Origin of the sequence: Microbacterium sp. NPDC091676 (assembly GCF_044756645.1) — a bacterium.
Taxonomy (GTDB): domain Bacteria; phylum Actinomycetota; class Actinomycetes; order Actinomycetales; family Microbacteriaceae; genus Microbacterium; species Microbacterium paraoxydans_D.
The window spans coordinates 2,418,820-2,440,922 of the sequence record NZ_JBIVTI010000001.1; the positions used below are offsets into that span (position 1 = coordinate 2,418,820).

The window sequence follows — 22,103 nt, forward strand, 5'->3', positions numbered from 1 at the left end:
CGCCAGCATCCGCCGCCGGTCGGGGGCACGGGTACCGGTCAGCCCAGATCGAAGAGCTCGATCTGACGGAGCGTAACCGCGGCCTCCGCGCACACCCGGACGGCCGACATCACGACCCGCGCCTCCAGAGCGAACGGCGTCGTGCGGTCGGGCACCAGGGCTTCGCCGTGGGTCGTGGCCACGGGCCGCCAGCATCCGTCGGCCCCCTCCACCTCCCAGCGCAGGGCGTGGGCCTCGACATGCTCGCTGCTCGTGACGGTGACGTCGGTGAGGCCACGAGGCGCGGGGAACCGCCAGGCCACCCAGGAGTGCGTGGGCAGGCGGACGCCCTCGTCGCCCTGCGGGTCGCCGTTGTCGAACAGGCGCCGCGGGTCGAGGACACCCGGGGAGGTGAGGACCTCTCCCTCGTCGCCGGTGAGGTCGGGGCGCCACGGTGCCCCGTCGAGCGCGTCCTCTCCGGTCTCCAGCGCGCGCGCCGGGTCGGTGCCGAACACGAGCTCGAGCACCGCATCCCCCCGGAGTGCGTCGATCGGCAGATCGGCGGTGGGCAGAGGGCGTCCGTCCAGCCGGGCGTCCTCCAGCACGTGCGCGGCAGGGGAGCTCCGTCGCGAGCGGATGCGCAGCGACGAGCCGTCCCCGCGCTCGACCCGGATGTCGTCGGAGAGCGGGGACCCGATCCGCAGAGACCCCGCCGCGAGTTCCAGGGGATAGAGGCCGAGCGCGGCCCAGAGCCACCAGGCGCTCATCTCCCCGTTGTCCTCGTCGCCGGGGAATCCCTGGCCGATGTGGGCACCGGCGAAGAGGCGGCGCGCGAGGCCGTGCACGAGGCCGGCGCTGTGCCACGGCCGGTCGCTGAAGGCGTACATGAAGGGGATGTGGTGGGCCGGCTGATTCGACAGGGCGCACATGCCCGACCGTTGGGCGCGGGCTTCGCGCTGCTCGTGGATGACCGTGCCGTAGGCGCCGCCGAAGCGCTCGTCGGCGGTCTCCGGCTCGGCGACGAGGGCGTCGAGGTGCCGGCCGAGGCCCGCCCGGCCGCCGTGGAGCGCCGCGAGGCCCGGCCCGTCGTGCACCGTGCCGACCGACATGCCCCAGGCGTTCGTCTCGACGTTGTCCCCGCCCCATACCCGAGGATCGAAATCCGGAGCGAATGAGCCGTCCGTCGCGCGACCGCGGAAGAACCCGGACGCCGGGTCGAAGAGCACGCGCGCCGCGCGGGAGCGATTCGCGAAGTATCGCGCGAAGGCCCGGTAGCGCGCGACGTGGTCCGCCGCCGTCGCCGATGCCGCGAGCCGGGCGGCGAACCGGCCGAGGGCGGCGTCGCTGACGGCGTTCTCGATGCTCCAGCTCATCCCCTCCGGGACGTCGGACGGGATGAAGCCGAGGAAGCGCCCGCGGCCGATGCCCTTGCGCCCCCGTCGCGGATCGGGTCCCGGCTCGCACGCGTGACGCCACCCGCTCTCGAACGCCGTCTCCCGGTCGAAGGGCACGTCCCACCGCGCGGCGTCGGCGAAGATCTGGTCGCTCGAGGTGCCGACCATGCTGTCGACGTACCCGGGGGCGCTCCACCGCGCCATCCAGCCGCCGCGGCGATACTGGGTCAGCTGCCCGTCCAGCAGGCGTCCGGCCAGCGCGGGGTCGAGGAGCGCGAGCGCGGGCCACTCGGTGCGGTACGTGTCCCAGTAGCCGTTGTTGACGACGAGCTCGCCCTCCACGACCGGCGCCGCCGTTGCCGACTCGCCGAAGGCGGTCCGCGGGGCGAACACGTCGGCGAAGCGCCACGCCGGTGCCTCCGCGGTGCCCGTGTTCTCCGCCGCCGTGTTCGGATACAGGTGCATGCGGTGGAGCGCGGCGGCGATCCGGGCGCGCTGCTCCTCGTCGGCCAGGCCGCGGAACGGGCGCTCGGCCTCGGGGAGCGGGGAGATCGTCACGCGCCCGAGCAGGCGGTTCCACGCGGCGGCCGCGCGGGCGCGGAGCTCGTCGAAGGGGACGGCGGGAGGTGCCTCGAGGGTGAGGGTGTGCCGAGCCTGCGCGACGGAGAGGAACGAGACCCCGACCCGCACCTCGACAGCGCCCGCGGCGCGGACGAAGCCCGCGACCCGGGCACGCCCGTCGTCGTCGAGGACGCCGTGCGTGGTGTTCGACGCGCTGTGCACGGTCCCGGCGAAGTAGCAGCGCGGCGCGTTCCCCCAGTCCTCGGGCCCCTCGGGGATCCATCCCTCGAAGCCGGCGTCGGTGAAGGTGAGCCGGCCGTCGTCCGTGAGCTGGTCGATCACGAACCCCACGCCGGCACGCGGGTCCTCGCACCGCACGCGGAACGCGCCGGCGTGCGAGGTCGCGGTCATCTCGACCTGCAGCCCGTCGCCGAGATCGGCGGCGTACTCGTGCGGGCGGGCGCGCTCGCTTCCCTCGACGATCCAGCGGCGCCGGGCCTCCCTGTCCGACCTCGGTGTCCCTTGGAACGGCATGAGCTGGAGCACCGAGCGATCGCCGATCCACGGGCTGGGCTGGTGCGAGAACTGCAGGGCTTCGAGGCGCCGCCCCTGCGGATCGTCGTGCACGAACGGACGATAGGGCCAGCGCGGGTCCGCCGCGTCGGTCGCGGGCGTGACGAAGGTGAAGCCGTGCGGCACGGCGACCGCGGGGATCGTGTTCCCGCGGGAGAAGCGGGGACCGGAGTGGGAGCCGCGCCGGGTGTCGACCCGCTCGACGGGTGGGAGATCGCCGGGGCCAGGGCGCTCCTCGACGCGGACCTGGACGAAGCCGCTGACCTCGGTGGGCACATCCGGCGTGGCCGCCAGCTCGGCCGTGCCGAAGACCAGCTCGACCGCGCCCCTCCCGACCGCGAGGGGCGCGAGGGCGACGCTGTCGGCGTTCCACTGCTCGGGCATGCTCCACCGCGCGGCGAACTGCCCCTCGGCCGTGAGCGGGAAGTCGTAGCGGTCGCGGACGGCGGCGATGTCGCTCAGCCGGCCGCCGTCGGCGCTCCGCACGTCGACGGTGACCGCGAGCGCGGCCCAGGGGGCGAGGGTCGCCGCGGGGCCGTCGGCGTAGAACGCCCAGTGCAGCACGGTGTCCGGGGTGAGGGCGATGCCGTCGAGGCCGGGGACGTCGATCCGCTGCGCCCCGCGGGAGGGGTCGAACGTGTACGCGAAGACGACTCCGGGGAGCACCCCGGCGTGCGGGCGCGACGACGGAGGATCCGCGGGACCGGAGGCCGGGCGGAGCAGCGGCGCGTTCACCCCTTCAGCGCACCCTCCTGCACGCCCTTGAAGAAGAAGCGCTGCGTGAACGAGAACATGATGACGATGGGCACGAGCGCGATCATGGTGCCGGCGGCGATGAGTCGCGGATCGACCGAGAAGCTGCTGTTGAGGTAGGCCATGCCGACGGTCAGCGTGTACTTGGCCGGGTCGGAGAGCACGATGAGCGGCCAGAGGTAGTCGTCCCACGCGCCGATGAAGGCGAAGATCGCCACGACCGAGACCATGCCGCGGATGTTCGGCCACACGATGTGCCGGATGCGCTGCCACGTGGTCGCACCGTCGACGGTGGCCGCGTCGAGCACGTCCTTCGGGATCATCCGGCACGCGGTGGCGACGAGCAGCACGTTCATGGCGCTGATCGCTCCGGGCAGGAACACCCCCCACAGGGTGTCGGCGAGCCCGAGAGCGCGGATCGTGAGGAAGTTGCTCGTCACGGTGACCTCGCCGGGGAACAGCAGCGTGGACAGCAGGATGCCCATGACGATCCACTTCCCGCGGAAGCGCATGCAGCCCAGGGCGTAGCCGGCGAACGTGGCCAGGATCACGTTGCTGAGCACGGTGCCGAGCGAGACGAGCAGCGAGTGCCAGGCGTAGAGGTAGACGGGGACGATGTCGGCGACCCTCGTGTAGTTCTGCAGCGTCGGATCGCGGGGGATGAGCTCGGGCGGGAAGGAGTAGATGTTCTCCTGCGGACCCTTGAACGACGTGGAGAGCTGCCAGACGAAGGGGCCGATCACGAGGAAGAGGACGAACAGCAGCAGCGCGTACCGGCCGATGAGTCCGCCGAGCGTGGGCTTGCTGAAGTCGCCGGAGCCGCGGCGCCGGAAGATGCGTTCGCGGGACGGTCGCGCGGAGTCCTGGGCCGGCGGAGCGCTCTCCACCGGGGGCGTCGTCAGAGTCGTCATGCGGAGACCTTCGCCTTCTTCTCGCGGTTCATGAATGCGATCGCCGCGAGCGGCACGAGCGTGAGGAGGAACAGCGCCACGCTGATCGCGGACGCGTAGCCGATGTTGCCGTTCAGGCCCGAGCCCACCTGGCGGATGAGCATCACGAGCGACATGTCGTAGCCACCGGGGCCGCCCGTGCTCTTGGAGAGCACGTCGAGCTCGGCGAACACCCGCATGGCGGACACCGCGATGAGGACGGCGATGAGGAGCATCGCCCCGCGCACCGACGGGATCGTGACGGAGAGGAAGCGGCGGAACGAGCTCGCACCGTCGAGCATGGCGGCCTCGTGCAGCTCCTTGCCCACGTTCCCGAGGGCGGCGAGGTACACGACCATGTAATAGCCGAGCCCCTTCCACACGGTCAGCAGGATCGCGCAGCCGAGCAGCAGCCAGCGGTCGACGAGGAAGGCCATGGGCTGATCGATGAGGCCGAGGAACTCCAGGGTCTGGTTGATGATGCCGCGACTGTCGAACAGCCACGTCCAGATGAGGGCGACCACGACGACCGAGGCGATCACGGGGAAGTAGAAGGTGGTGCGGAAGAACGAGATGCCGGGGAGCTTCTTCTGCACGAGGAGGGCGAGGAGCAGGGGGAGGACCGTGAGCAGCGGCACGCACACGACCACGTAGATGAGGCAGGTGGTCAGCGCGTTCCAGAACATCTCGTCGCCGAACATGCGCTCGTAGTTCGCACCGCCGACGAACTCCGGGGTCCGCAGGGGGCGGGCGTCCGTGAAGCTGAGGACGACGGTGTTCAGGAACGGCCAGAGCGCGAACACCAGCACCCAGATCACGGCGGGGGCGAGGAGCAGCCACGGGGTGAACCACTTGTGGGATCTCATCGTCGACCTCCGCTGCCGGGTGCCGGTGTCCGCGCGCATGCTCACTGGTCCACGCGGTTCGCGTTGGCGTACTCGACGATCTTGTCGAGCTGCGTCTTGGCGTCGGCCTCGCCGTTCACGGCGAGAGCGATCTGCTGGGTCATGTAGGTGGCCATGTCCGCGGTCCACTGGAACGGCAGCGCCTTGGCGTCCTTCATCGCGCCGAACACGGTGTCGATCGCGGCGAGCTGCTTCTCATCCGTGACCGAGGAGGCGATGTTCTCGACGACCTGGTCGCCGCCGTCGGCCGTGCCGGGGGCGGTGCCGACCGCGAGGGAGGAGAACGCGACCTGGTTCTCCTCGTTCGTCGCGAACTCGGCGAACGCGAGGGCCGCTTCCTTGTTGTCGGAGTCGGCGGAGACGTTGAGGCCCTGGACGTAGAGCGGGGCGACACCCAGGCGCGGGGTGGCGACGGTGTTCTCCAGCAGTGCCGGGGCGTCCTTCTGCAGATCGGTCGTGAAGCCGGTGCCGCCGGTCGTGAAGGCGACCTTCTCCTGGATGTAGGCCTCCGCGTTCCCGCCGTAGTCGCCGGTGAGGGCCTCGGCGGGCATCGCGCCCGCGGCGTACGCGTCGGCGTACTGCTCGATGATCGCGGCGGCCTCGTCGGTGTTGAAGTCGAACTCGCCCTCGTCGTTGATGACCTCCATGCCGGCGGCGGTGAAGGTGTCCAGCGCCGGGATCGAGGAGAGGAGCTGGACCTTGCCGCCGGACTCCGTGGCGACGTCCTTCGCGAGGGTGAGCAGCTCGTCGACCGTCGTCGGGAGGTTCTCCTCGGTGACGCCGTACGGGGCGAGCTGGGCGAGGTTCCACCAGGACGCGTCGCTGGAGAGGTACCACGGCAGACCGTAGGTGCCCTCGACGCCGGGGTACTGGCTGTAGGCGTCCCAGGCGCCCGCGTTGTAGGCCGTCTTCAGGTCGGGGTCGGCAGTGTCGAGGTCGACGAGCTTCCCGGCGGCGACCAGCGGGTAGGCGATGTCGGGCGGCAGGTTGAGCACGTCCGGGAGGGTGTCGGCGTTCGCCTGGCTCAGGATCTTCTCCTGGTACCCGTCTCCCGGCTGGTCGAGCCATTCGACGGTCACATCCGGGTGCTCCTCCTCGAAGGCGGCGATGAGGTCTTCGAAGTACGGGGTGAACTTCTCGTTCTTCAGCGACCAGGTCTGGAACTGGATGGTTCCGCTGAGCTCGCCGGAGGTGTCGATGGGGCCGGCGTCGTCGGAGGCGGCGCCCCCTCCGGTGCAGCTCACGAGCGCCAGGGCGCCGATCGTGAAGGTTGCCAGAGCGACAATGCGTGCGGGAACTTTCATCGTGCTTCTTCCTCGAGGCGGGCGATTCGGCGTGGTCCGACGAAGGGACTACAGCGCTTTAGCAGATGAAACCATCCGATCCCGCCGGTGTCAAGGTGTGCGCTATCGACGGCGATGCTCAAGCGTTATAGTGGTGCGACATGTCCTCGTGAGAGGCACGGTCCGAAAGGTGCACACATGACGCAGCGCGGCGCTCTCGACGCTCCTCTCCGCTTCGGGGCGAACTACACGCCGTCGAAGGAGTGGATGCACTCCTGGCTCGACTTCACGCCGGACGACGTGCGTCGCGACTTCGCGGCCCTCGCCGCGCTCGGCCTCGACCACGTGCGCGTGTTCCCGCTCTGGACCGTCCTGCAGCCCAACCGCACCCTCATCCGCTCCCAGGCGGTCGACGACGTGCGCGCCATGGTCGACATCGCCGCCGAGTTCGGGATGGACGCGAGCGTCGATGTGATCCAGGGGCACCTGTCGAGCTTCGACTTCGTGCCCTCCTGGCTGTACACCTGGCACGACCGGAACATGTTCACCGATCCGACGGCCCTCGACGGTCAGGCGCAGCTCGTGGAGCGGCTCGCCGGCGCCCTGCGGGACGCGCCGAACTTCCTCGGGCTCACACTCGGCAACGAGACGAACCAGTTCTCCGCGCACACCCACCCCTCGCCGTGGCCGGTCACGACCGACGAGGCGGGCGGCTGGATCGAGGCGCTACTCGCCGCGGCGGAACGGGGCGCTCCGGGACTGCCGCACGTGCACAGCGAGTACGACGCGGTCTGGTACATGGACGACCACGGGTTCACCCCGGCGCACGCGTCCCGGCTCGGCGCGATGACGACCATCCACTCCTGGATCTTCAACGGCACCGCCCAGCGCTACGGCGGCCGCTCGATCGCGGCCGACCGTCATGCGGAGTACCTCATCGAGCTCTCCCGCGCGTTCGCGACCGATCCCGCCCGTCCGATCTGGCTGCAGGAGGTCGGTGCTCCGTCGAACTGTCTCGACGAGGCCGAGATGCCCGGCTTCCTCGAGGCCACCGTGCGCTCCGCCCTCCGCACCGAGAACCTCTGGGGCGTGACCTGGTGGTGTTCGCACGACGTGAGCCGGGAGCTCGCCGACTTCCCTGAGCTGGAGTACTCGCTCGGCCTGATCGATCAGGAGGGTGCGGCGAAGCCTCTCGGCCGCCGGTTCGCGGAGCTCATCCCCGAGTTGCGCACCCGCACCGCGGCTCCGGACCGCCCCACGGCGATCGTGGTGGACGTCGACGAGCAGGAGGTGCCGGTGAGCCGGGCGGCGCTGAGCCCCGGCGGTGCGGTCTTCCAGGCCTGGGTCGACGCGTGCGCCGCGGGCGACGATCCCGCGCTGGTGACCTCCCGCACCGCACAGGACCCCGCGGCGCTGGAGGCACGCGGCATTCGCCGTCTCATCCACCCCGCCCCGTCCGCCGTGACGCGCTACGCCTCCGTCAACACCGTCGTCTGAGTTTCTCCCCATCTGCGTCGCCGAGCCCCCGGGTTGTCGTCGAGCCCCCGGGGTGCGTGCGCCGAAAGCCCGGGGCGTGGACGGGAAGGCGGGGTCTCAGCGGGGCGGAGGTGCCGTGCTCTCCCGGGCGGTGAGCACCGGGGTCGGGCCCTCGACGCTCGGCAGCGCGGTGCCGGCCTCGATCTGCTGCAGCAGGAGCGTGGCCGCCTGCTCCCCGAGCTCGAACGTGTCGCGGGTCATCGCGGTGATCGACGGGTTGATGAGGCCTGCGATCACGGAGTCGTCGAACGACGCGAGGGAGACGTCGCGGGGAACGGCCCTGCCCATCTCCTGCGCCACGCGGAGGCCGGCGACGGCCATCACGTCGTTGTCATAGACGATCGCGGTGGGGCGCTGGCGGCCGGAGAGCAGCGCGCGCGTCACGGCGGAGGCGCGGGCCGGGGAGAAGTCGGTCGTGATGACCTCGCCGGCGACGCCGTCCGCAGCCATCCGCTCCAGCACCTCGGCGCGCAGGCGGGTGTGCTCCAGCTCCGCCGGACCCGCGACGTAGGCGATGCGGGTGTGGCCGAGGGCGGCGAGGTAGGAGAAGAGCGTCTCCGCGACGGCGTCGTCGCCGATCCACACGCTGGGCACCGCGCCGTCCGGGGACGGCTTCGAGCCGATCATCACGGCACGCGCGTCCAGGGCGGTGATGCGCTCGCCGCGGGGATCGTCGTCCCGCGGGTCGATGAGGATGATGCCGTCGACCTGGTTCGACGAGCGCCACTGCCGATGCACCTCCATCTCCTCGTCGATGTCGGCGACGAGGCGGAGCTGCAGCCCGACCTTGCTCTCGGAGAGCCGGGACTCGATGCCGGCGATGAGGTCGGTGAAGAAGGCCTCGGAGCCGAGCGAGCGCGCCGGGCGGGCGAGGGCGAATCCGACCGCGTTGGCCCGGGCACCGACGAGGGCGCGGGCGGCGGAACTCGGCTGCCAGTGGTGCTCCTCGATGATCGAGAGGATGCGCTGCCGCGTCTCCTCGCTCACGCCGGGGCGGCCGTTGAGGGCGAACGAGACGGCGCCGGGGGAGACGCCGGCCAGGCGTGCGATGTCCGCGATCGTCACGCGTTTCCCCGGGGTCATAGGCATCACCCTACTTGATCGGTTTAGTCTCTCGGAAGCGAGGGATGAGGTGCCGTAGACTCCCGTGCTAGATCGTTTTAGTAACGGCTAGCATCGAACCCCATCCCTCACCGTCGAGCCCGGAGAACCCCACCATGCATGACGACACCTCGCTCACCGTCGGCCGCGTCAAGCGGGTCCTCGAAGAGCGCATCCGCCCGGCGATCCACTCGGCCGCGGTTCCCCTCACGGTCGAGGCGCACCAGCTCCCCGGAGAGCCCATCTCCCCGGCGGAGGGGCTGGCGCTCTCGTTCGCCCCGGCCGCGGTCGGCGAGCTGTGGGGCCCGGCCTGGGGGACCACATGGTTCAAGCTCACCGGTCGGGTGCCCGCGGAATGGGCGGGACGCCGGGTCGAGGCGCTGGTCGACTTGGGCTTCGACGTGAACATGACGGGGTTCCAGTGCGAGGCTCTCGCCTACCGGCCGGACGGCACGCCGATCAAGAGCATCAACCCGCGCAACCAGTGGGTGCCGATCGTCGAGACCGCGGCGGGCGATGAGCCCGTCGAGCTCTACCTGGAAGGAGCGTCCAATCCCGTCCTCCTCGACTACCACCCCTTCCTGCCGACGCAGGAGGGCGACATCCTCACCTCCTCGAAGGAGCCCCTGTACCGGCTGCGGCGCCTCGACCTCGCGGTGTTCGAGCCCGAGGTGTTCGATCTCTCCCTCGACCTCGAGGTGCTGTTCGAGCTGCAGGCGGAGCTCCCCGCCACGTCGCCGCGCCGCATGCGCATCCTGCAGGCCCTGGACGACGCGCTCGACGTGCTCGACCTGCAGCACATCGTGGAGACCGCCGGCGACGCGCGGGCCCGGCTCGCGGATGTCCTCGCCGCTCCGGCCGAGGCGAGTGCGCACCGGATCTCGGCCGTCGGTCACGCGCACATCGACTCGGCCTGGCTGTGGCCGGTGCGCGAGACGATCCGCAAGGTCGCCCGCACCACCTCGTCCATGACCACGCTCATCGAGGAGCAGCCCGAGTTCCAGTACGGCATGTCCAGCGCGCAGCAGTACGCCTGGATCAAGGAGCACCGCCCCGAGGTGTGGGAGCGGGTCAAGGCCGCGGTCGCCGCCGGACGCTTCCTGCCGCTGGGCGGCATGTGGGTGGAGTCCGACACCGTCATGCCGACGGGGGAGTCGCTCGTGCGGCAGTTCTCGCACGGGCAGCGGTTCTTCGAGCGGGAGTTCGGCATCCGGTCGAAGGGCGTGTGGCTGCCGGACAGCTTCGGCTACTCGCCGGCCCTGCCGCAGCTCATGCGTCGTGCCGGGTTCGAGTGGTTCTTCACGCAGAAGATCTCGTGGAACCAGCAGAACGTCTTTCCGCACCACTCCTTCCTGTGGGAGGGCATCGACGGCTCGCAGGTGTTCACGCACTTCCCGTCGATGGACACCTACAACTCGCAGCTCAGCGGTATGGAGGTCGCGAAGGCATCCCGTCAGTTCAAGGAGAACCGTCTCAGCTCGCGGTCGATCGCCCCGGTCGGCTGGGGGGACGGCGGCGGCGGCACGACGCGCGAGATGACGGGCAAGGCCGAGCGGCTGCGCGACCTCGAGGGCAGCGCGCAGGTGGTGTGGGAGCACCCGGACGTGTTCTTCGACGCCGCCAAGGCCGAGCTGCCGAACCCGGCCGTGTGGGTCGGCGAGCTCTACCTCGAACTGCACCGCGGCACGCTCACGAGCCAGCACGCCACCAAGGCCCTGCACCGCTGGGCCGAGCACGCGCTGGTGGAGGCCGAGCTGTGGGCCGCGACCGACGCCGTGCGCACCGGCGCCGCGTACCCGCAGGCCGAGCTCGACCGGCTGTGGCAGGCCGTGCTGCTGCACGAGTTCCACGACATCCTGCCCGGCACCTCGATCGCGTGGGTGCACCGCGAGGCCGTCGCGGTGCTGTCCGACGTGCTGTCGGATGCGCGCGACATCGCCGACGCCGCGCGCCGGTCGCTCGCCGGGGAGGGTGACCGTGAGCTGCGGTTCGAGCCGACGTCGGTCGGACGGGGACGAGCGCTCGGCGCCTCGTGGATCCCTGAGCCCGTCGAAGGGCCGGTCTCGCTCGTCGAGGACGCTTCGGCAGGCTCGGCGACCCACCCGGGATGGCGGATCGAGAACGACCTCGTGTCCGTGCTCGTCTCCGGCGAGGGGCTGATCGTCTCCGCCGTCGACAAGGCCACAGGGCGGGAGACGGTCGCGCCCGGCAAGGCCGCGAACCTGTTCCAGCTGCACCAGGACTTCCCGAACATGTGGGACGCGTGGGACATCGACCGGTACTACCGCAACAGCGTCGACGACCTCACGGCGGTCTCCTCCATCGAGGCATCACTCGTGAACGGTGTCGCGCAGATCGTCGTCGTGCGTCCCTTCTCGGAGTCGACCATCACGCAGACGATCCTCCTCGCGCCCGGTTCGCGCACGGTGCTGCTGCGCAACGAGGTCGACTGGCACGAGACCGAGAAGCTGCTCAAGCTCGCGTTCCCGCTCGACATCCAGGCGTCGCACACCGAAGCCGAGACGCAGTTCGGCTACCAGGCACGTGTCACCCACACGAACACCAGCTGGGAGGTGGCGAAGTTCGAGACCTCGATGCACCGGTTCGTGCTGGTGCGCGAGCAGGACTTCGGTGCGGCCCTCGTGAACGACTCGATCTACGGGTACGACACGACGCGCGAGGTCGGCGAGGGCGGGGTCACCACCACCGTGCGCCTCTCCCTGCTGCGGGCGCCGCGGTTCCCGGACCCGGACACGGACCACGGGCTCCACGAGATCGAGGTCGGCTTCGTGATCGGCGCCGACGCCGCGATCGCGACCGCCGAGGGTATCCGCCTCAACAGCATGCCCACGGTGATCCGCGGGGCGCGCGAGGTCGAGCCGCTGGTGGAGGTGTCGGGCGAGGGGATCGTCGTCTCCGCCGTGAAGCTCGCCGACGACGGCTCCGGTGATGTCATCGTGCGGGTGTACGAGGCGCTCGGGCGCCGTGCGGTCGGCGCGTTGTCCGTCGGCTTCGAGCACCGCGAGGTGCGCGAGGTGAGCCTGATCGAGGACGAGGTCGAGGCGCCCGGTCTCGGGGGCGGGCTCCAGCTCCGCCCCTTCGAGGTGCGCACCCTCCGCATCGCACGCTGAGCCCCGGCCTCCTCGCGCCGGGCGCTCCGTGCCGGATCAGAAACGCGCCTCCCCGCCCTTGGGGAGGCGCGTTTCTCATCCCGCCGGGCGGGATCGGTGTCAGGCGGGCGGGAGGCGGAGGACGTCGGGCGACTCGCCGCCGGTGAGGTCGTCGGCGATGCGGAGGCTGCGGGCCAGCTCGTCGAGCGCGCCGATGAGCGTGCCGAAGCGTTCGCGGTCGCTGCAGACGGCCGTCAGGGTCACCAGGTGCGTACCGGTGTCCCACGTGTAGGTCGCGAAGGGCGGCGCCGAAGGCGAGGGCGGGGTCGGGACCACGAGCTTCTCGCCGACGCCGAGCCGGGTCGGGAAGGAGGTCGTGTCGTCGTACTCCATCGGCATCGACGCGCGGGCGATCCGGATGTCGGGGGTCAGCGCCTGCACCGTCGCCATCGCCACGACGAGGTCCGGCTCCGCCTTCCACGTCCACGCGAGGACCCGGCCGTCGGCCTTCTTCATGAGCATCGGCGCGGCCTGGCTCATCGCCCAGGCTCCGAACCGCGAACCGGGGCGTTCCGTCGCGCCGACCGCGGCGTTCACCTGGCCGAGCAGCATCCGGATCGCGGCCTTGCGATGCCGGCGTCCCCTCCACCCGAGCGAGTCCGTCACGGGGATCCACAGCTGGGGGTCGGCGTCGGCGTGCAGTCGCATGGCATCACGGTATCGGCCGAGGCTGAAGGATGCCGGTATGGCTCGGCGTCGGGGACAGGGCCCTCGGGTAGAGTTGCCACCGCCCGACCAGGGCTTCTCCTTGGCCGCCACCCCGTTAGGCATCTCTGTGACCTCCTCCGACGATCCGATCGATGCGTCGCGCGACGCCACCGCCGCACAGCCCCGTCCGCTGAAGATCCTCCTCGGGTGCGACACGTTCGCCCCCGACATCAACGGCGCCGCCCGGTTCGCCGAGCGTCTCGCCGCCGGACTCGTGCAGCGCGGGCACGACGTGCACGTCGTCGCCCCCAACCAGGCCTACCGTCGCACCGCGCCCCGCACCGAGGTCATCGAGGGGGAGCCGATGACGCTCCACCGCCTGCCCTCCGTGCGCTGGGCCCCGCACGACTGGCTGCGCTTCGTGTGGCCGTGGCGCTCCAAGCACTACGCCCGGAAGGTGCTCGACGCCGTGCAGCCCGACGTCGTGCACATCCAGTCCCACATCGTCATCGGGCGCGGACTCGCGCGCATCGCGAAGCAGCGCGGCATCCCGGTCATCGCGACGAACCACGTCATGGCCGAGAACATCCTCGACCACACGACCATGCCGAAGTTCGTCGACGACATGGTGCTCAAGGTCGCCTGGGCTGACGCGAAGCGCACCTTCGACCTGACGCGGGCGATCACCACACCCACGCGTCGGGCCGCCGACTTCCTGGAGAAGACGGTCGAGGTGCGCGGCGTCATCCCGGTGAGCTGCGGCATCGACCGCTCCCAGTACACCCCGGTCATCGCCCCGCGCGAGGAGAACCGGCTCGTGTTCGTGGGCCGGCTGACGGCGGAGAAGCAGGTCGAGGTCATCCTCAAGGCGATGACGAAGCTCGACCCGGCGCTGAACACGACGTTCGACATCGTCGGTGGCGGAGACCAGCGCAAGCAGCTCGAGCACCTGACGGCACAGCTCGGACTGTCGGACCGGGTCACCTTCCACGGCCGGACCACCGACGAGGAGCTGCGGGCGCTGTTGTCCCGTGCGAGCCTCTTCGTCATCGCGTCGATCGCCGAGCTGCAGTCCATCGCGACGATGGAGGCGATGGCATCGGCGTTGCCGATCGTCGCCGCGGACGCCGTCGCCCTGCCGCACCTCGTGCACGACGGCGAGAACGGTCACCTGTTCACGCCGGGAGACGTCGACGACCTCGCCGCGAAGCTCACCGCCGTCCTGACCGCCTCCCCCGGCGAGTACGAGCGGATGCAGAAGGCGTCCCTCGACGGCGTGGCCATCCACGACATCAACCGCACGCTCGACACCTTCGAGGCGCTGTACCGCGACGAGCCGCTGCCTGAGTGACGCGGATGCACGTCGTCTTCTTCGCCGATCAGCATCTCGACTCCCTCGGCGGGGCGCAGGTGTCGATGCGACTGCAGCGGACCTTCCTGGAGCGTGCCGGGCACACCGTGACGGTCGTCGCGCCCCGTATGCACGCGCGGCGTGACGACGCCGCATCGTCCGAGGGGAACGTCGACCTCCCGTCGCTGCCGATCACCCTCGATCGGGAGTACGCGATGACCTGGCCGGGGCGGGCGACCGATCGGACTCTCGACCGGGCCATGGCGCACCGCCCGCCCGTCGACCTCGTGCACGTGCAGGCCGACTTCTGGGGCGCCTTCATCGGCCACCGCTTCGCCGCCCGCCACGGGATCCCGGTCGTGCACACGATGCACAACCGCGTCGACGTGGGACTGGCCGCGGTCACCCCGCTGCACCGGCCCGTGCTCGCCGTGCTCAACCTGTGGCGCCGCGCCGCCCTCCGCGGCGTCGGCGTGCCGGTCGGCGGCAGCGACGGGTGGTCGTACCTCCGCGGACTCGCGGCGGGTGCCGCCGCCGTGACGGCGCCTTCCGGGCATTTCGCGCGGCGCCTGGAGCAGAACGGCGTGGCGCGGACGGTCGACGTCGTGTGGAACGGCATCGACGACGACGTCCGGGCGCAGACCCTCGCGGCGGCCCCTATCGAACGGGCACCGGGGCGCCCGCGCTTCGTCTGGCTCGGGCGGATGAGTCCGGAGAAGCGCCTCCTCCCGTTCCTCCAGGCCTGGGTGGACGCGGGCATCGACGCAGAGCTCGAAGTGATCGGCGGCGGTGGGCAGCGCGCCGCGGCCGCACGCATCGTCGCGGGGCGCACGGACGTGCGCTTCGCAGGCAGGCTCTCCTATGCGCAGACCCTGGAGCGGATCGCCGCCGCCGACGCGCTCGTGCAGACGTCCATCGGGTTCGAGACCCAGGGCATGACGCCGTTCGAGGCGGCCACCCTCGGCACGCCCTCCGTCGTGTGCGACCCCGACATCGCTGCGGAACTCCAGGGCGGGCTCTGGGCGGTGCCGACGGCGGATCCGCACGCGCGCGGGCGGGACCTCGAGGCGCAACGGATCGACGCGCTCGCCGCGACGCTGCGGCAGGCGGCCGCGGACATCGCGGACGGGACCGCCCCACAGCCGGTGCCGGCTGTGGCGGACGCCTTCCGGCAGTCGTCGCGGACGGCCGCCATGATCGAGGTCTACGAGCGGGTGCTCACCCGATCCTGAAGATCACAGGAACCCGTAGAAGCTCGACGAGAGCCAGCTCAGCACGATCGTCAGCAGACCGGCGCCTGAGATGCCGATGGCGATCCCGGCGAGCAGCCGCGGACCCGGGCGTCGCGCCGCGATGAGGCCGAGCACGAGCGCAGCCCCGTAGCCGAGGAAGGTGAGGATGCCCGACGCCCCCTCGATCAGCCCGATGATGCTGTAGGTCCGGTCCGACATGTAGACGAACGGCCGCGCGAGGATCAGGAACACGTCGATCGCCAGGGTCGCCAGTGCGACGATGAGCGCGGCGCGCCCGAGGCCGTCGCCGGCTGCGCGGGGGCCCGGTGCCGCGGAGGGTGGGAAGCCGGCGGATCCGGGGGCGGCCGGGTACGACTGCGGGGCCGCGGTGGGGAAGGCCTGCGGAGTGGCGGTGGGGAAGACGTGACCCCCGCCGGGGGCGGGGGCGTACGGCGCTCCCGGTGCGGGAGCTTGCGCGCCGGGGTACTGCGGCTCCGCCGGGAGCGACGGAGGGATCGGGGCCGCGGCCGGGTCGACGGCGCCGTCGCGCGAGGGGTGTCCGGGCTGCTGGGGGTCGCTCATGACCCGAGCGTAGCCCTCCTCCCGGACAGTCGGGAGGTCAGCGGTAGACGTGGCCGGGGTCGGCCTGCGAGAGGGCGTCCTGTCCGGTGACGCGGCTCCAGTCGGTGGGGGTGGGGCGGTAGCCGTCGCGCCGCAGTTCGACGAAGGTGGCGACGACCGCCCAGATGACGAGGGCGAGGAGGAGGATGAGGAGTACCATGGCAGAAAAGCTACGCGCGGTCTGATGCTGCCACGAGAGGCAGATCGGGCACTGTTCGTAGGAAAACTGCCATTCCGGGAGCTGTGATGAAGACCGTCGCGTGCGTGGTGCAGGACGGCTTCGCGCCGTTCGAGTTCGGAGTCGCCTGCGAGGCGTTCGGCTTGGACCGATCGGCCGACGGGGTGCCGAACTTCGACTTCCGCATCGTCGCCCCGCACCCCGGGGTCGTGCGCTCCAAGATCGGCTTCTCCATCAACGTGGAGCACGATCTGTCGTTCGCCGCGGAGGCCGATCTCGTGGTGTTCTGCCCGGTGCCGCGCGAGGTCTGGGGTGACATCGACCCGCTCCTCGTCGAGGTCGCCCGTGCGGCGGTGGCGCGCGGCGCCTGGGTCATGAGCGTGTGCAGCGGGTCGTTCATCCTCGCCGCGGCCGGAGTCCTGGACGGGCGGCGGGCGACGACGCACTGGATGTACGCGCACACGATGGCCGACATGTACCCCGCCGTCGACATCGATCCGGACGTGCTCTTCGTCCAGGACGGCCGCATCATCACCAGCGCGGGCACCGCCGCGGGCATCGACGCCTGCCTGCACCTGCTGCGACAGGAGCTCGGGGCGGAGATCACCAACCGGATCGCGCGTCGGATGGTGGTGCCGCCGCAGCGGGACGGGGGTCAGGCGCAGTTCATCGATCGCCCCATCCCGGTCGCGCCCACGGACTCGCTCGCCGCGGTGGCCGACTGGGCGGTGGAGAACCTCCGCGAGGAGCTGACGGTCGACCAGCTCGCCGCGCGGGCGCTCATGTCGCCGCGGACCTTCGCGCGCCGCTTCAAGGCCGAGTACGGGGCGACCCCCGCCGCGTGGCTCGGTCGGCAGCGGATCATCCAGGCCCAGCGCCTCCTCGAGCGCACCGACCTCCCGCTCGAACACATCGCGACGGACTGCGGCTTCGGATCCGCGGCCGTCCTCCGGCAGAACTTCGCCCGCGTGCTGGGCGTGACCCCCACCGCCTACCGCGCCCGCTTCTCCTGCGCCGACGCCCTCCCCGCCGCCTGACCCCCTCCCTCCTGTCCTCCCGTCCTTCAGCCGCGCGGGATCGATCTCGTGCCCCGTCTCCACGCACCCGGGCCACTTCCCGTCCCGCTACCGGCCCCCGCTGACGTGCGGGATCGAAAACGCGCGGCACCGAGCCGGGTCCGGAGCGTTTACCGTCCCGCATCAGGCCGAACTGTCGCGCGACAGGCCGCGGCATTCTGGTCCAGCCCCGCCGGCGGGCATCGCCGCCACGCTCCGCAGCGGATCTCGTCGAACTGAGGGGTCGATCGCCCGCATCGGGGCGGGATCAGAAAGGCCCCGCGGGATGGACGGCCGGGTGCGTTTTCGATCCTGCGCGGGAAGCAGCGGGGCGGGCGGGATCAGGAAGGCCCCGCGGGATGGACGGCCGGGTGCGTTTTCGATCCTGCGCGGGAAGCGGCGGGGCGGGCGGGATCAGAAAGGGGCCGCGGGTGGAGGGCGGGGGTGCGGTTTTCATCCCGCGGCGCGAGGGCGGAGGGGCGGAGGGGGGAAGAGAGGGGTCAGTGCCAGTGGGCGGGGGAGGGGAGGGTGACGTCGCGGACGTCGACCCCGGCGGGCGTGACCGTGGCGACCGCGTAGAGGAGGGACTGCGTCGGGTACCCGTGCGGGCGGTTGTCGCGGATGATGGCGCGGTCGTCTTCCGGGGGCAGGGCCGCAGAGGATCCGAGGAGCGCGGTCCACTCGGCCGCCCAGTCGGCGCTCGCCGCGGCGGGCCCCAGTGCGCGGAACTCCGGGAGCCAGGCGGCGATGCGCGGGGTCTCCTCGTCGTCGAGGTCGTCGTGGGCGATCATGTGGGTCCCGGGCTCGACCGGGGTCTCCCGCAGCTCGGCGCCGTCCCAGGAGAGCACCCTGGCGCCGTCCGGACCGACCTCGAGCAGATTGAAGCCGTGCATCGGCGGCGCGCCCTGCGGGGAGCGACCGGTGACCGCGGCGAGCGGAAGGGTGCCGCGGGAGACCGCCGCGGTCGCGGAGAGGTCCTGCACGTCGGCGCGGTTGAGGAGCACGGCGAGGCGTCGTTCGGCGGGGTTCGCAGCGAGCCAGGCTCCACCGGCGCGGCGGTCGCGGATGCCGATCACCCCCGGATACTCCTCGGGCCACCACTCGCCCAGGGCGTCCCACTCCCGGGCCGGGTCCTCGTCGCGGACGGCCAGCAGCCGCGCGGATCCCGCAGCCTCGACATCGATCACCACCGTGCACACGTCTCCGAGTCTAGGTCGAGGTCGGCCGAGGCGGCCGGGGTCGGGGAGCGAATCCGTGCACGACGACCCGGGCGTCCGCACCCTGGGGCAGAATCGAGGCGTGAACATCGTCGTCGGAGTCACGGGCGGCATCGCCGCGTACAAGACGGTGCACCTCGTGCGCCTGCTCACCAAGGCCGGTCATGATGTGTCCGTGGTGCCCACGGAGGACGCGCTGCGCTTCGTGGGTCTGCCCACGTGGGAGGCGCTGAGCCGGCACCCGGTGACGACGAGCGTGCATGAGGACGTCGCCCGCGTCCGGCACGTGGCCCTGGGGCAGGGGGCCGACCTCGTCGTGATCGCCCCGGCCACGGCGAACTCCCTCGCGAAGATGGCCGCGGGCCTGGCCGACGATCTCCTCGGCACGACGCTGCTCGCCACCGAGGCGCCGGTGCTCGTCGCGCCCGCGATGCATGCGGAGATGTGGCGGAACCCGGCCACGCAGGCGAACATGGCGACGCTCCGGGAGCGCGGCGTGCACGTGGTCGGACCGGCCGACGGCGAGTTGGCCGGCGGCGACAGCGGCCCCGGTCGCATGGTCGAGCCCGAGGAGATCCTCGCCGCAGCGCAGGCACTGCTGGCCCCGGGTGACCTCGCCGGCGTGCGGGTCGTCGTCTCGGCGGGTGGGACGCGGGAGCCCATCGATCCGGTGCGCTTCCTCGGCAACCGGAGCAGTGGCCGCCAGGGGGTCGCGCTCGCGGCGGAGGCGGCGGCGCGCGGCGCGGAGGTGGCGCTCGTCGCGGCGAACGTCTCCGGGGACGTGCTCGCGGAGGCCCGCCACCCGCACGTCCGGATCGTCCGGGTCGGCACGGCGTCCGAGCTGTCCGCGGCGATGAAGGAGGCGTGCGCGGCGGCCGACGTCGTGCTGATGGCGGCGGCCGTGGCCGACTACCGACCGGTCGAGGTCTCCGCGCGGAAGCTCACCAAGGACCGCGGCGGCGTCGGCACGATCGAACTCGTCGAGAACGAGGACATCGTCGCCGCGCTCGTCGAGGCGCGGCGGGAGGGGCAGCTCATCGTCGCGTTCGCGGCGGAGACGCCGGAGGACGAGGCCGAGATGCTCGCCCGCGCACGCGGCAAGCAGGAGCGCAAGGGGGTCGACCTGCTGGTGGTGAACGAGGTCGGCTGGGAGCAGGGTTTCGAGCGTGGCGAGAACGCCGTGCACGTCCTCGGTCGCGGAGGAGCCCTGGCGCGGACCGCGGCCGGGACCAAGCGCGAGGTAGCGGCGGCCGTCTGGGACGAGGTCGCCCGCGAGAGGTGAGGGACGGTGGAGCCGCGCACCGCAGAATGCTAAACTTGAGCCAACCAAACTCAACTTTCAGAAGGAGCATCTCCAGGAGGAGCGCATGACCACCCCGCAGACCGGATCCCCGAACCAGGAACAGCAGTCCGCCCTCGAGCAGTTCGGCATCAACCTGACCGACCGCGCCCGGGAGGGCAAGCTCGACCCCGTCATCGGACGGGACAGTGAGATCCGGCGCGTCAGCCAGGTGCTCACCCGCCGCACCAAGAACAACCCGGTGCTGATCGGTGAGCCCGGCGTCGGCAAGACCGCGGTGGTCGAAGGCCTCGCGCAGCGCATCGTCGCGGGCGACGTCGCCGAGTCCCTCAAGGACAAGGAGCTCGTCTCGCTCGACATCTCCGCGCTCGTCGCGGGTGCGATGTACCGCGGCCAGTTCGAGGAGCGCCTGAAGCAGGTGCTCAAGGAGATCACCGAGTCGGACGGCCAGGTCATCACGTTCATCGACGAGCTGCACGTGCTCATGGGCGCGGGCGGCGGCGAGGGCTCGGTCGCGGCCTCGAACATGCTCAAGCCGATGCTGGCCCGTGGCGAGCTGCGGCTCATCGGCGCCACCACGCTCAACGAGTACCGCGAGTTCATCGAGAAGGACGCCGCCCTCGAGCGGCGCTTCCAGCAGGTGTACGTGGGCGAGCCGACGGTCGAGGACACGATCGCGATCCTCCGCGGGCTCAAGGGGCGCTACGAGGCGCACCACGGGGTGACCATCTCCGACAGCGCGCTCGTGGCCGCAGCCTCCCTCTCCAACCGCTATCTGCCCGCGCGGCAGCTTCCGGACAAGGCCATCGACCTGATCGACGAGTCGATGTCGCGACTGAAGATGGAGATCGACTCCTCTCCCGTCGAGATCGACCAGCTCAAGCGTCAGGTCGACCGGCTGAAGCTGGAGGAGCTCGCGCTCAAGCGGGAGAAGGACGCCGCGTCCAAGGAGCGGCTCGGCACCCTCCGCGAGAACCTCGTCGAACTCGAGAAGGAGCTCGCCGGACTCGAAGCGCGGTGGGCGCGGGAGCGGCAGGGCCTGAACCGGGTCGGGGAGCTGAAGAAGCAGCTTGACGACGCGATCACCCAGCGCGACCTCGCGATGCGCAACGCCGACTACACGAAGGCGTCGAAGCTCGAGTACGAGACGATCAAGCGCCTGGAGCGTGACATCGCGGAGGCGGAGCAGGCCGAGGCCACCGCCTCGAGCGAGCCGCGCATGGTGAACGAGCAGGTCACCGAGGAGGACATCGCGGCCGTGATCGCGGCCTGGACCGGCATTCCCGTCGGGCGGCTGCTGCAGGGGGAGAGCGAGAAGCTCCTGCACCTGGAGAACGAGCTCGGCAAGCGTCTCATCGGCCAGAAGGACGCCGTCAAGGCCGTGTCCGACGCCGTGCGCCGCTCGCGCGCGGGCATCAGCGATCCCGGTCGGCCGACCGGATCGTTCCTGTTCCTCGGACCGACCGGTGTCGGCAAGACGGAGCTGGCCAAGGCGCTCGCGCAGTTCCTCTTCGACGACGAGCACGCCATGGTGCGCATCGACATGTCGGAGTACGGCGAGAAGCACTCGGTCTCGCGACTCGTCGGCGCCCCTCCGGGATACGTCGGCTACGAGCAGGGCGGTCAGCTCACCGAGGCCGTGCGGCGTCGGCCGTACAGCGTGATCCTGCTCGACGAGGTCGAGAAGGCACACCCCGAGGTGTTCGACGTGCTGCTGCAGGTACTCGACGACGGGCGGCTGACCGACGGGCAGGGGCGCACGGTCGACTTCTCGAACGTGATCCTCATCCTGACCTCCAACCTGGGCTCGCCCATCCTCATCGACCCCGTGCTCTCCGTGGAGGAGAAGCGGGAGCAGGTGATGGCGCTCGTGCGCCAGGCGTTCCGGCCCGAGTTCCTCAACCGTCTCGATGACATCGTGATGTTCCAGGCGCTCACCGAAGACGACCTCGCGCAGATCGTGGAGCTGTCGGTCGACCAGCTGCACGACCGGCTGCGCGATCGTCGCCTCACGCTGGCGGTCACTCCCGGGGCGCGGTCGTGGCTGGCCGAGCGGGGTTACGACCCGGTGTTCGGCGCCCGCCCGCTGCGTCGCCTCATCCAGACCGAGGTGCAGAACAAGCTGGCGACCGCCCTCCTCTCGGGCGGCGTCCACGACGGCGACACCGTCCGGGTGGACGTGGCGGCCGACGGTACGGGCCTCGTGCTCACCGCGACCGCTCCGGAGCCGGAGCCCGAGGACGAGGACGACGACGACGTGATCGAGGCCGAGCTGCTCGACGACTGATCGGGATCGGCAGGGACGACGAAAGGCCCG

The 22,103-nt window shown here is 71.2% G+C and carries 16 protein-coding genes; 7 read left to right on the plus strand and 9 right to left on the minus strand.

Annotated elements, in window-relative coordinates; translation table 11 throughout:
- Nucleotides 1-38 precede the first annotated feature (38 nt).
- The 4 genes from ACIQID_RS11805 to ACIQID_RS11820 are packed head-to-tail and all read right to left on the minus strand — an operon-like array spanning nt 39 to nt 6,398.
- Nucleotides 39-3,242, minus strand: a complete 3,204-nt coding sequence (locus ACIQID_RS11805; RefSeq protein WP_400285078.1) for a GH92 family glycosyl hydrolase — start codon at nt 3,240-3,242, stop codon at nt 39-41.
- Nucleotides 3,239-4,171, minus strand: a complete 933-nt coding sequence (locus ACIQID_RS11810; protein WP_312674711.1) for a carbohydrate ABC transporter permease — start codon at nt 4,169-4,171, stop codon at nt 3,239-3,241. Before ACIQID_RS11810 ends, ACIQID_RS11805 begins: the two co-directional genes overlap by 4 nt.
- Nucleotides 4,168-5,055 carry a carbohydrate ABC transporter permease gene (locus ACIQID_RS11815; RefSeq protein ID WP_060922295.1) on the minus strand — a complete coding sequence of 296 codons (888 nt, stop codon included), beginning with the start codon at nt 5,053-5,055 and terminating at the stop codon, nt 4,168-4,170. The genes ACIQID_RS11810 and ACIQID_RS11815 overlap by 4 nt, the downstream gene beginning before the upstream one ends.
- 41 nt (nt 5,056-5,096) lie before the next feature.
- The gene (locus ACIQID_RS11820; RefSeq protein ID WP_400285083.1) at nt 5,097-6,398 is read right to left on the minus strand and encodes an ABC transporter substrate-binding protein; all 1,302 of its coding nucleotides are present in this window, start codon (nt 6,396-6,398) and stop codon (nt 5,097-5,099) included.
- A 177-nt stretch (nt 6,399-6,575) separates the two neighbouring features.
- Here ACIQID_RS11820 and ACIQID_RS11825 point away from each other — a divergent pair, with 177 nt between their 5' ends.
- Nucleotides 6,576-7,874, plus strand: a complete 1,299-nt coding sequence (locus ACIQID_RS11825) for a glycosyl hydrolase (protein ID WP_400285086.1) — start codon at nt 6,576-6,578, stop codon at nt 7,872-7,874.
- A 96-nt stretch (nt 7,875-7,970) separates the two neighbouring features.
- Here the strand turns inward: ACIQID_RS11825 and ACIQID_RS11830 are convergent, their stop codons facing one another.
- Nucleotides 7,971-8,996, minus strand: coding sequence for a LacI family DNA-binding transcriptional regulator (locus ACIQID_RS11830; RefSeq protein ID WP_312674720.1), 1,026 nt, complete (start codon nt 8,994-8,996; stop codon nt 7,971-7,973).
- 134 nt (nt 8,997-9,130) lie between these two features.
- Here ACIQID_RS11830 and ACIQID_RS11835 point away from each other — a divergent pair, with 134 nt between their 5' ends.
- On the plus strand, nt 9,131-12,145 hold the full coding sequence (locus ACIQID_RS11835; RefSeq protein ID WP_400285089.1) for an alpha-mannosidase: 3,015 nt from the start codon (nt 9,131-9,133) through the stop codon (nt 12,143-12,145).
- 99 nt (nt 12,146-12,244) lie between these two features.
- Here the strand turns inward: ACIQID_RS11835 and ACIQID_RS11840 are convergent, their stop codons facing one another.
- Nucleotides 12,245-12,832, minus strand: a complete 588-nt coding sequence (locus ACIQID_RS11840) for a hypothetical protein (protein ID WP_025102630.1) — start codon at nt 12,830-12,832, stop codon at nt 12,245-12,247.
- 121 nt (nt 12,833-12,953) lie between these two features.
- Between ACIQID_RS11840 and ACIQID_RS11845 the strand changes: the two genes are divergently transcribed.
- Both ACIQID_RS11845 and ACIQID_RS11850 read left to right on the plus strand, forming a co-directional pair.
- Nucleotides 12,954-14,183 carry a glycosyltransferase gene (locus ACIQID_RS11845; RefSeq protein ID WP_400285744.1) on the plus strand — a complete coding sequence of 410 codons (1,230 nt, stop codon included), beginning with the start codon at nt 12,954-12,956 and terminating at the stop codon, nt 14,181-14,183.
- A gap of 5 nt (nt 14,184-14,188) precedes the next feature.
- Nucleotides 14,189-15,415 (plus strand): glycosyltransferase, encoded by a 1,227-nt coding sequence (locus ACIQID_RS11850; RefSeq protein ID WP_400285747.1) that lies wholly within the window; start codon nt 14,189-14,191, stop codon nt 15,413-15,415.
- A gap of 3 nt (nt 15,416-15,418) precedes the next feature.
- Here the strand turns inward: ACIQID_RS11850 and ACIQID_RS11855 are convergent, their stop codons facing one another.
- Together ACIQID_RS11855 and ACIQID_RS11860 are read right to left on the minus strand one after the other, a co-directional pair.
- Nucleotides 15,419-15,997, minus strand: coding sequence for a hypothetical protein (locus ACIQID_RS11855; protein ID WP_400285092.1), 579 nt, complete (start codon nt 15,995-15,997; stop codon nt 15,419-15,421).
- Nucleotides 15,998-16,034: 37 nt separating this feature from the next.
- Nucleotides 16,035-16,196, minus strand: coding sequence for a hypothetical protein (locus ACIQID_RS11860; RefSeq protein WP_331201380.1), 162 nt, complete (start codon nt 16,194-16,196; stop codon nt 16,035-16,037).
- An 86-nt stretch (nt 16,197-16,282) separates the two neighbouring features.
- Between ACIQID_RS11860 and ACIQID_RS11865 the strand changes: the two genes are divergently transcribed.
- On the plus strand, nt 16,283-17,251 hold the full coding sequence (locus ACIQID_RS11865; protein ID WP_312674726.1) for a helix-turn-helix domain-containing protein: 969 nt from the start codon (nt 16,283-16,285) through the stop codon (nt 17,249-17,251).
- A gap of 518 nt (nt 17,252-17,769) precedes the next feature.
- Here ACIQID_RS11865 and ACIQID_RS11870 read toward each other — a convergent pair.
- A complete protein-coding gene (locus ACIQID_RS11870) occupies nt 17,770-18,468 on the minus strand; it encodes an NRDE family protein (RefSeq protein WP_400285097.1) in 699 nt (232 codons plus the stop codon).
- A 100-nt stretch (nt 18,469-18,568) separates the two neighbouring features.
- Here ACIQID_RS11870 and coaBC point away from each other — a divergent pair, with 100 nt between their 5' ends.
- Together coaBC and ACIQID_RS11880 are read left to right on the plus strand one after the other, a co-directional pair.
- Nucleotides 18,569-19,768, plus strand: coding sequence for a bifunctional phosphopantothenoylcysteine decarboxylase/phosphopantothenate--cysteine ligase CoaBC (coaBC, locus tag ACIQID_RS11875; RefSeq protein ID WP_400285100.1), 1,200 nt, complete (start codon nt 18,569-18,571; stop codon nt 19,766-19,768).
- An 85-nt stretch (nt 19,769-19,853) separates the two neighbouring features.
- On the plus strand, nt 19,854-22,073 hold the full coding sequence (locus ACIQID_RS11880) for an AAA family ATPase (protein ID WP_312674729.1): 2,220 nt from the start codon (nt 19,854-19,856) through the stop codon (nt 22,071-22,073).
- Nucleotides 22,074-22,103 lie beyond the last annotated feature (30 nt).

Excerpts from the sequence above, each read along its gene's own strand:
- ACIQID_RS11825 (WP_400285086.1), top strand. The coding sequence starts at position 6,576 with ATGACGCAGCGCGGCGCTCTCGACGCTCCTCTCCGCTTCGGGGCGAAC.
- ACIQID_RS11865 (WP_312674726.1), top strand. The coding sequence starts at position 16,283 with ATGAAGACCGTCGCGTGCGTGGTGCAGGACGGCTTCGCGCCGTTCGAG.
- ACIQID_RS11850 (WP_400285747.1), top strand. The coding sequence starts at position 14,189 with ATGCACGTCGTCTTCTTCGCCGATCAGCATCTCGACTCCCTCGGCGGG.
- ACIQID_RS11855 (WP_400285092.1), bottom strand. The coding sequence starts at position 15,997 with ATGAGCGACCCCCAGCAGCCCGGACACCCCTCGCGCGACGGCGCCGTC.
- ACIQID_RS11840 (WP_025102630.1), bottom strand. The coding sequence starts at position 12,832 with ATGCGACTGCACGCCGACGCCGACCCCCAGCTGTGGATCCCCGTGACG.
- ACIQID_RS11810 (WP_312674711.1), bottom strand. The coding sequence starts at position 4,171 with ATGACGACTCTGACGACGCCCCCGGTGGAGAGCGCTCCGCCGGCCCAG.
- ACIQID_RS11830 (WP_312674720.1), bottom strand. The coding sequence starts at position 8,996 with ATGACCCCGGGGAAACGCGTGACGATCGCGGACATCGCACGCCTGGCC.
- ACIQID_RS11860 (WP_331201380.1), bottom strand. The coding sequence starts at position 16,196 with ATGGTACTCCTCATCCTCCTCCTCGCCCTCGTCATCTGGGCGGTCGTC.
- ACIQID_RS11880 (WP_312674729.1), top strand. The coding sequence starts at position 19,854 with ATGACCACCCCGCAGACCGGATCCCCGAACCAGGAACAGCAGTCCGCC.
- ACIQID_RS11820 (WP_400285083.1), bottom strand. The coding sequence starts at position 6,398 with ATGAAAGTTCCCGCACGCATTGTCGCTCTGGCAACCTTCACGATCGGC.
- ACIQID_RS11815 (WP_060922295.1), bottom strand. The coding sequence starts at position 5,055 with ATGAGATCCCACAAGTGGTTCACCCCGTGGCTGCTCCTCGCCCCCGCC.
- ACIQID_RS11835 (WP_400285089.1), top strand. The coding sequence starts at position 9,131 with ATGCATGACGACACCTCGCTCACCGTCGGCCGCGTCAAGCGGGTCCTC.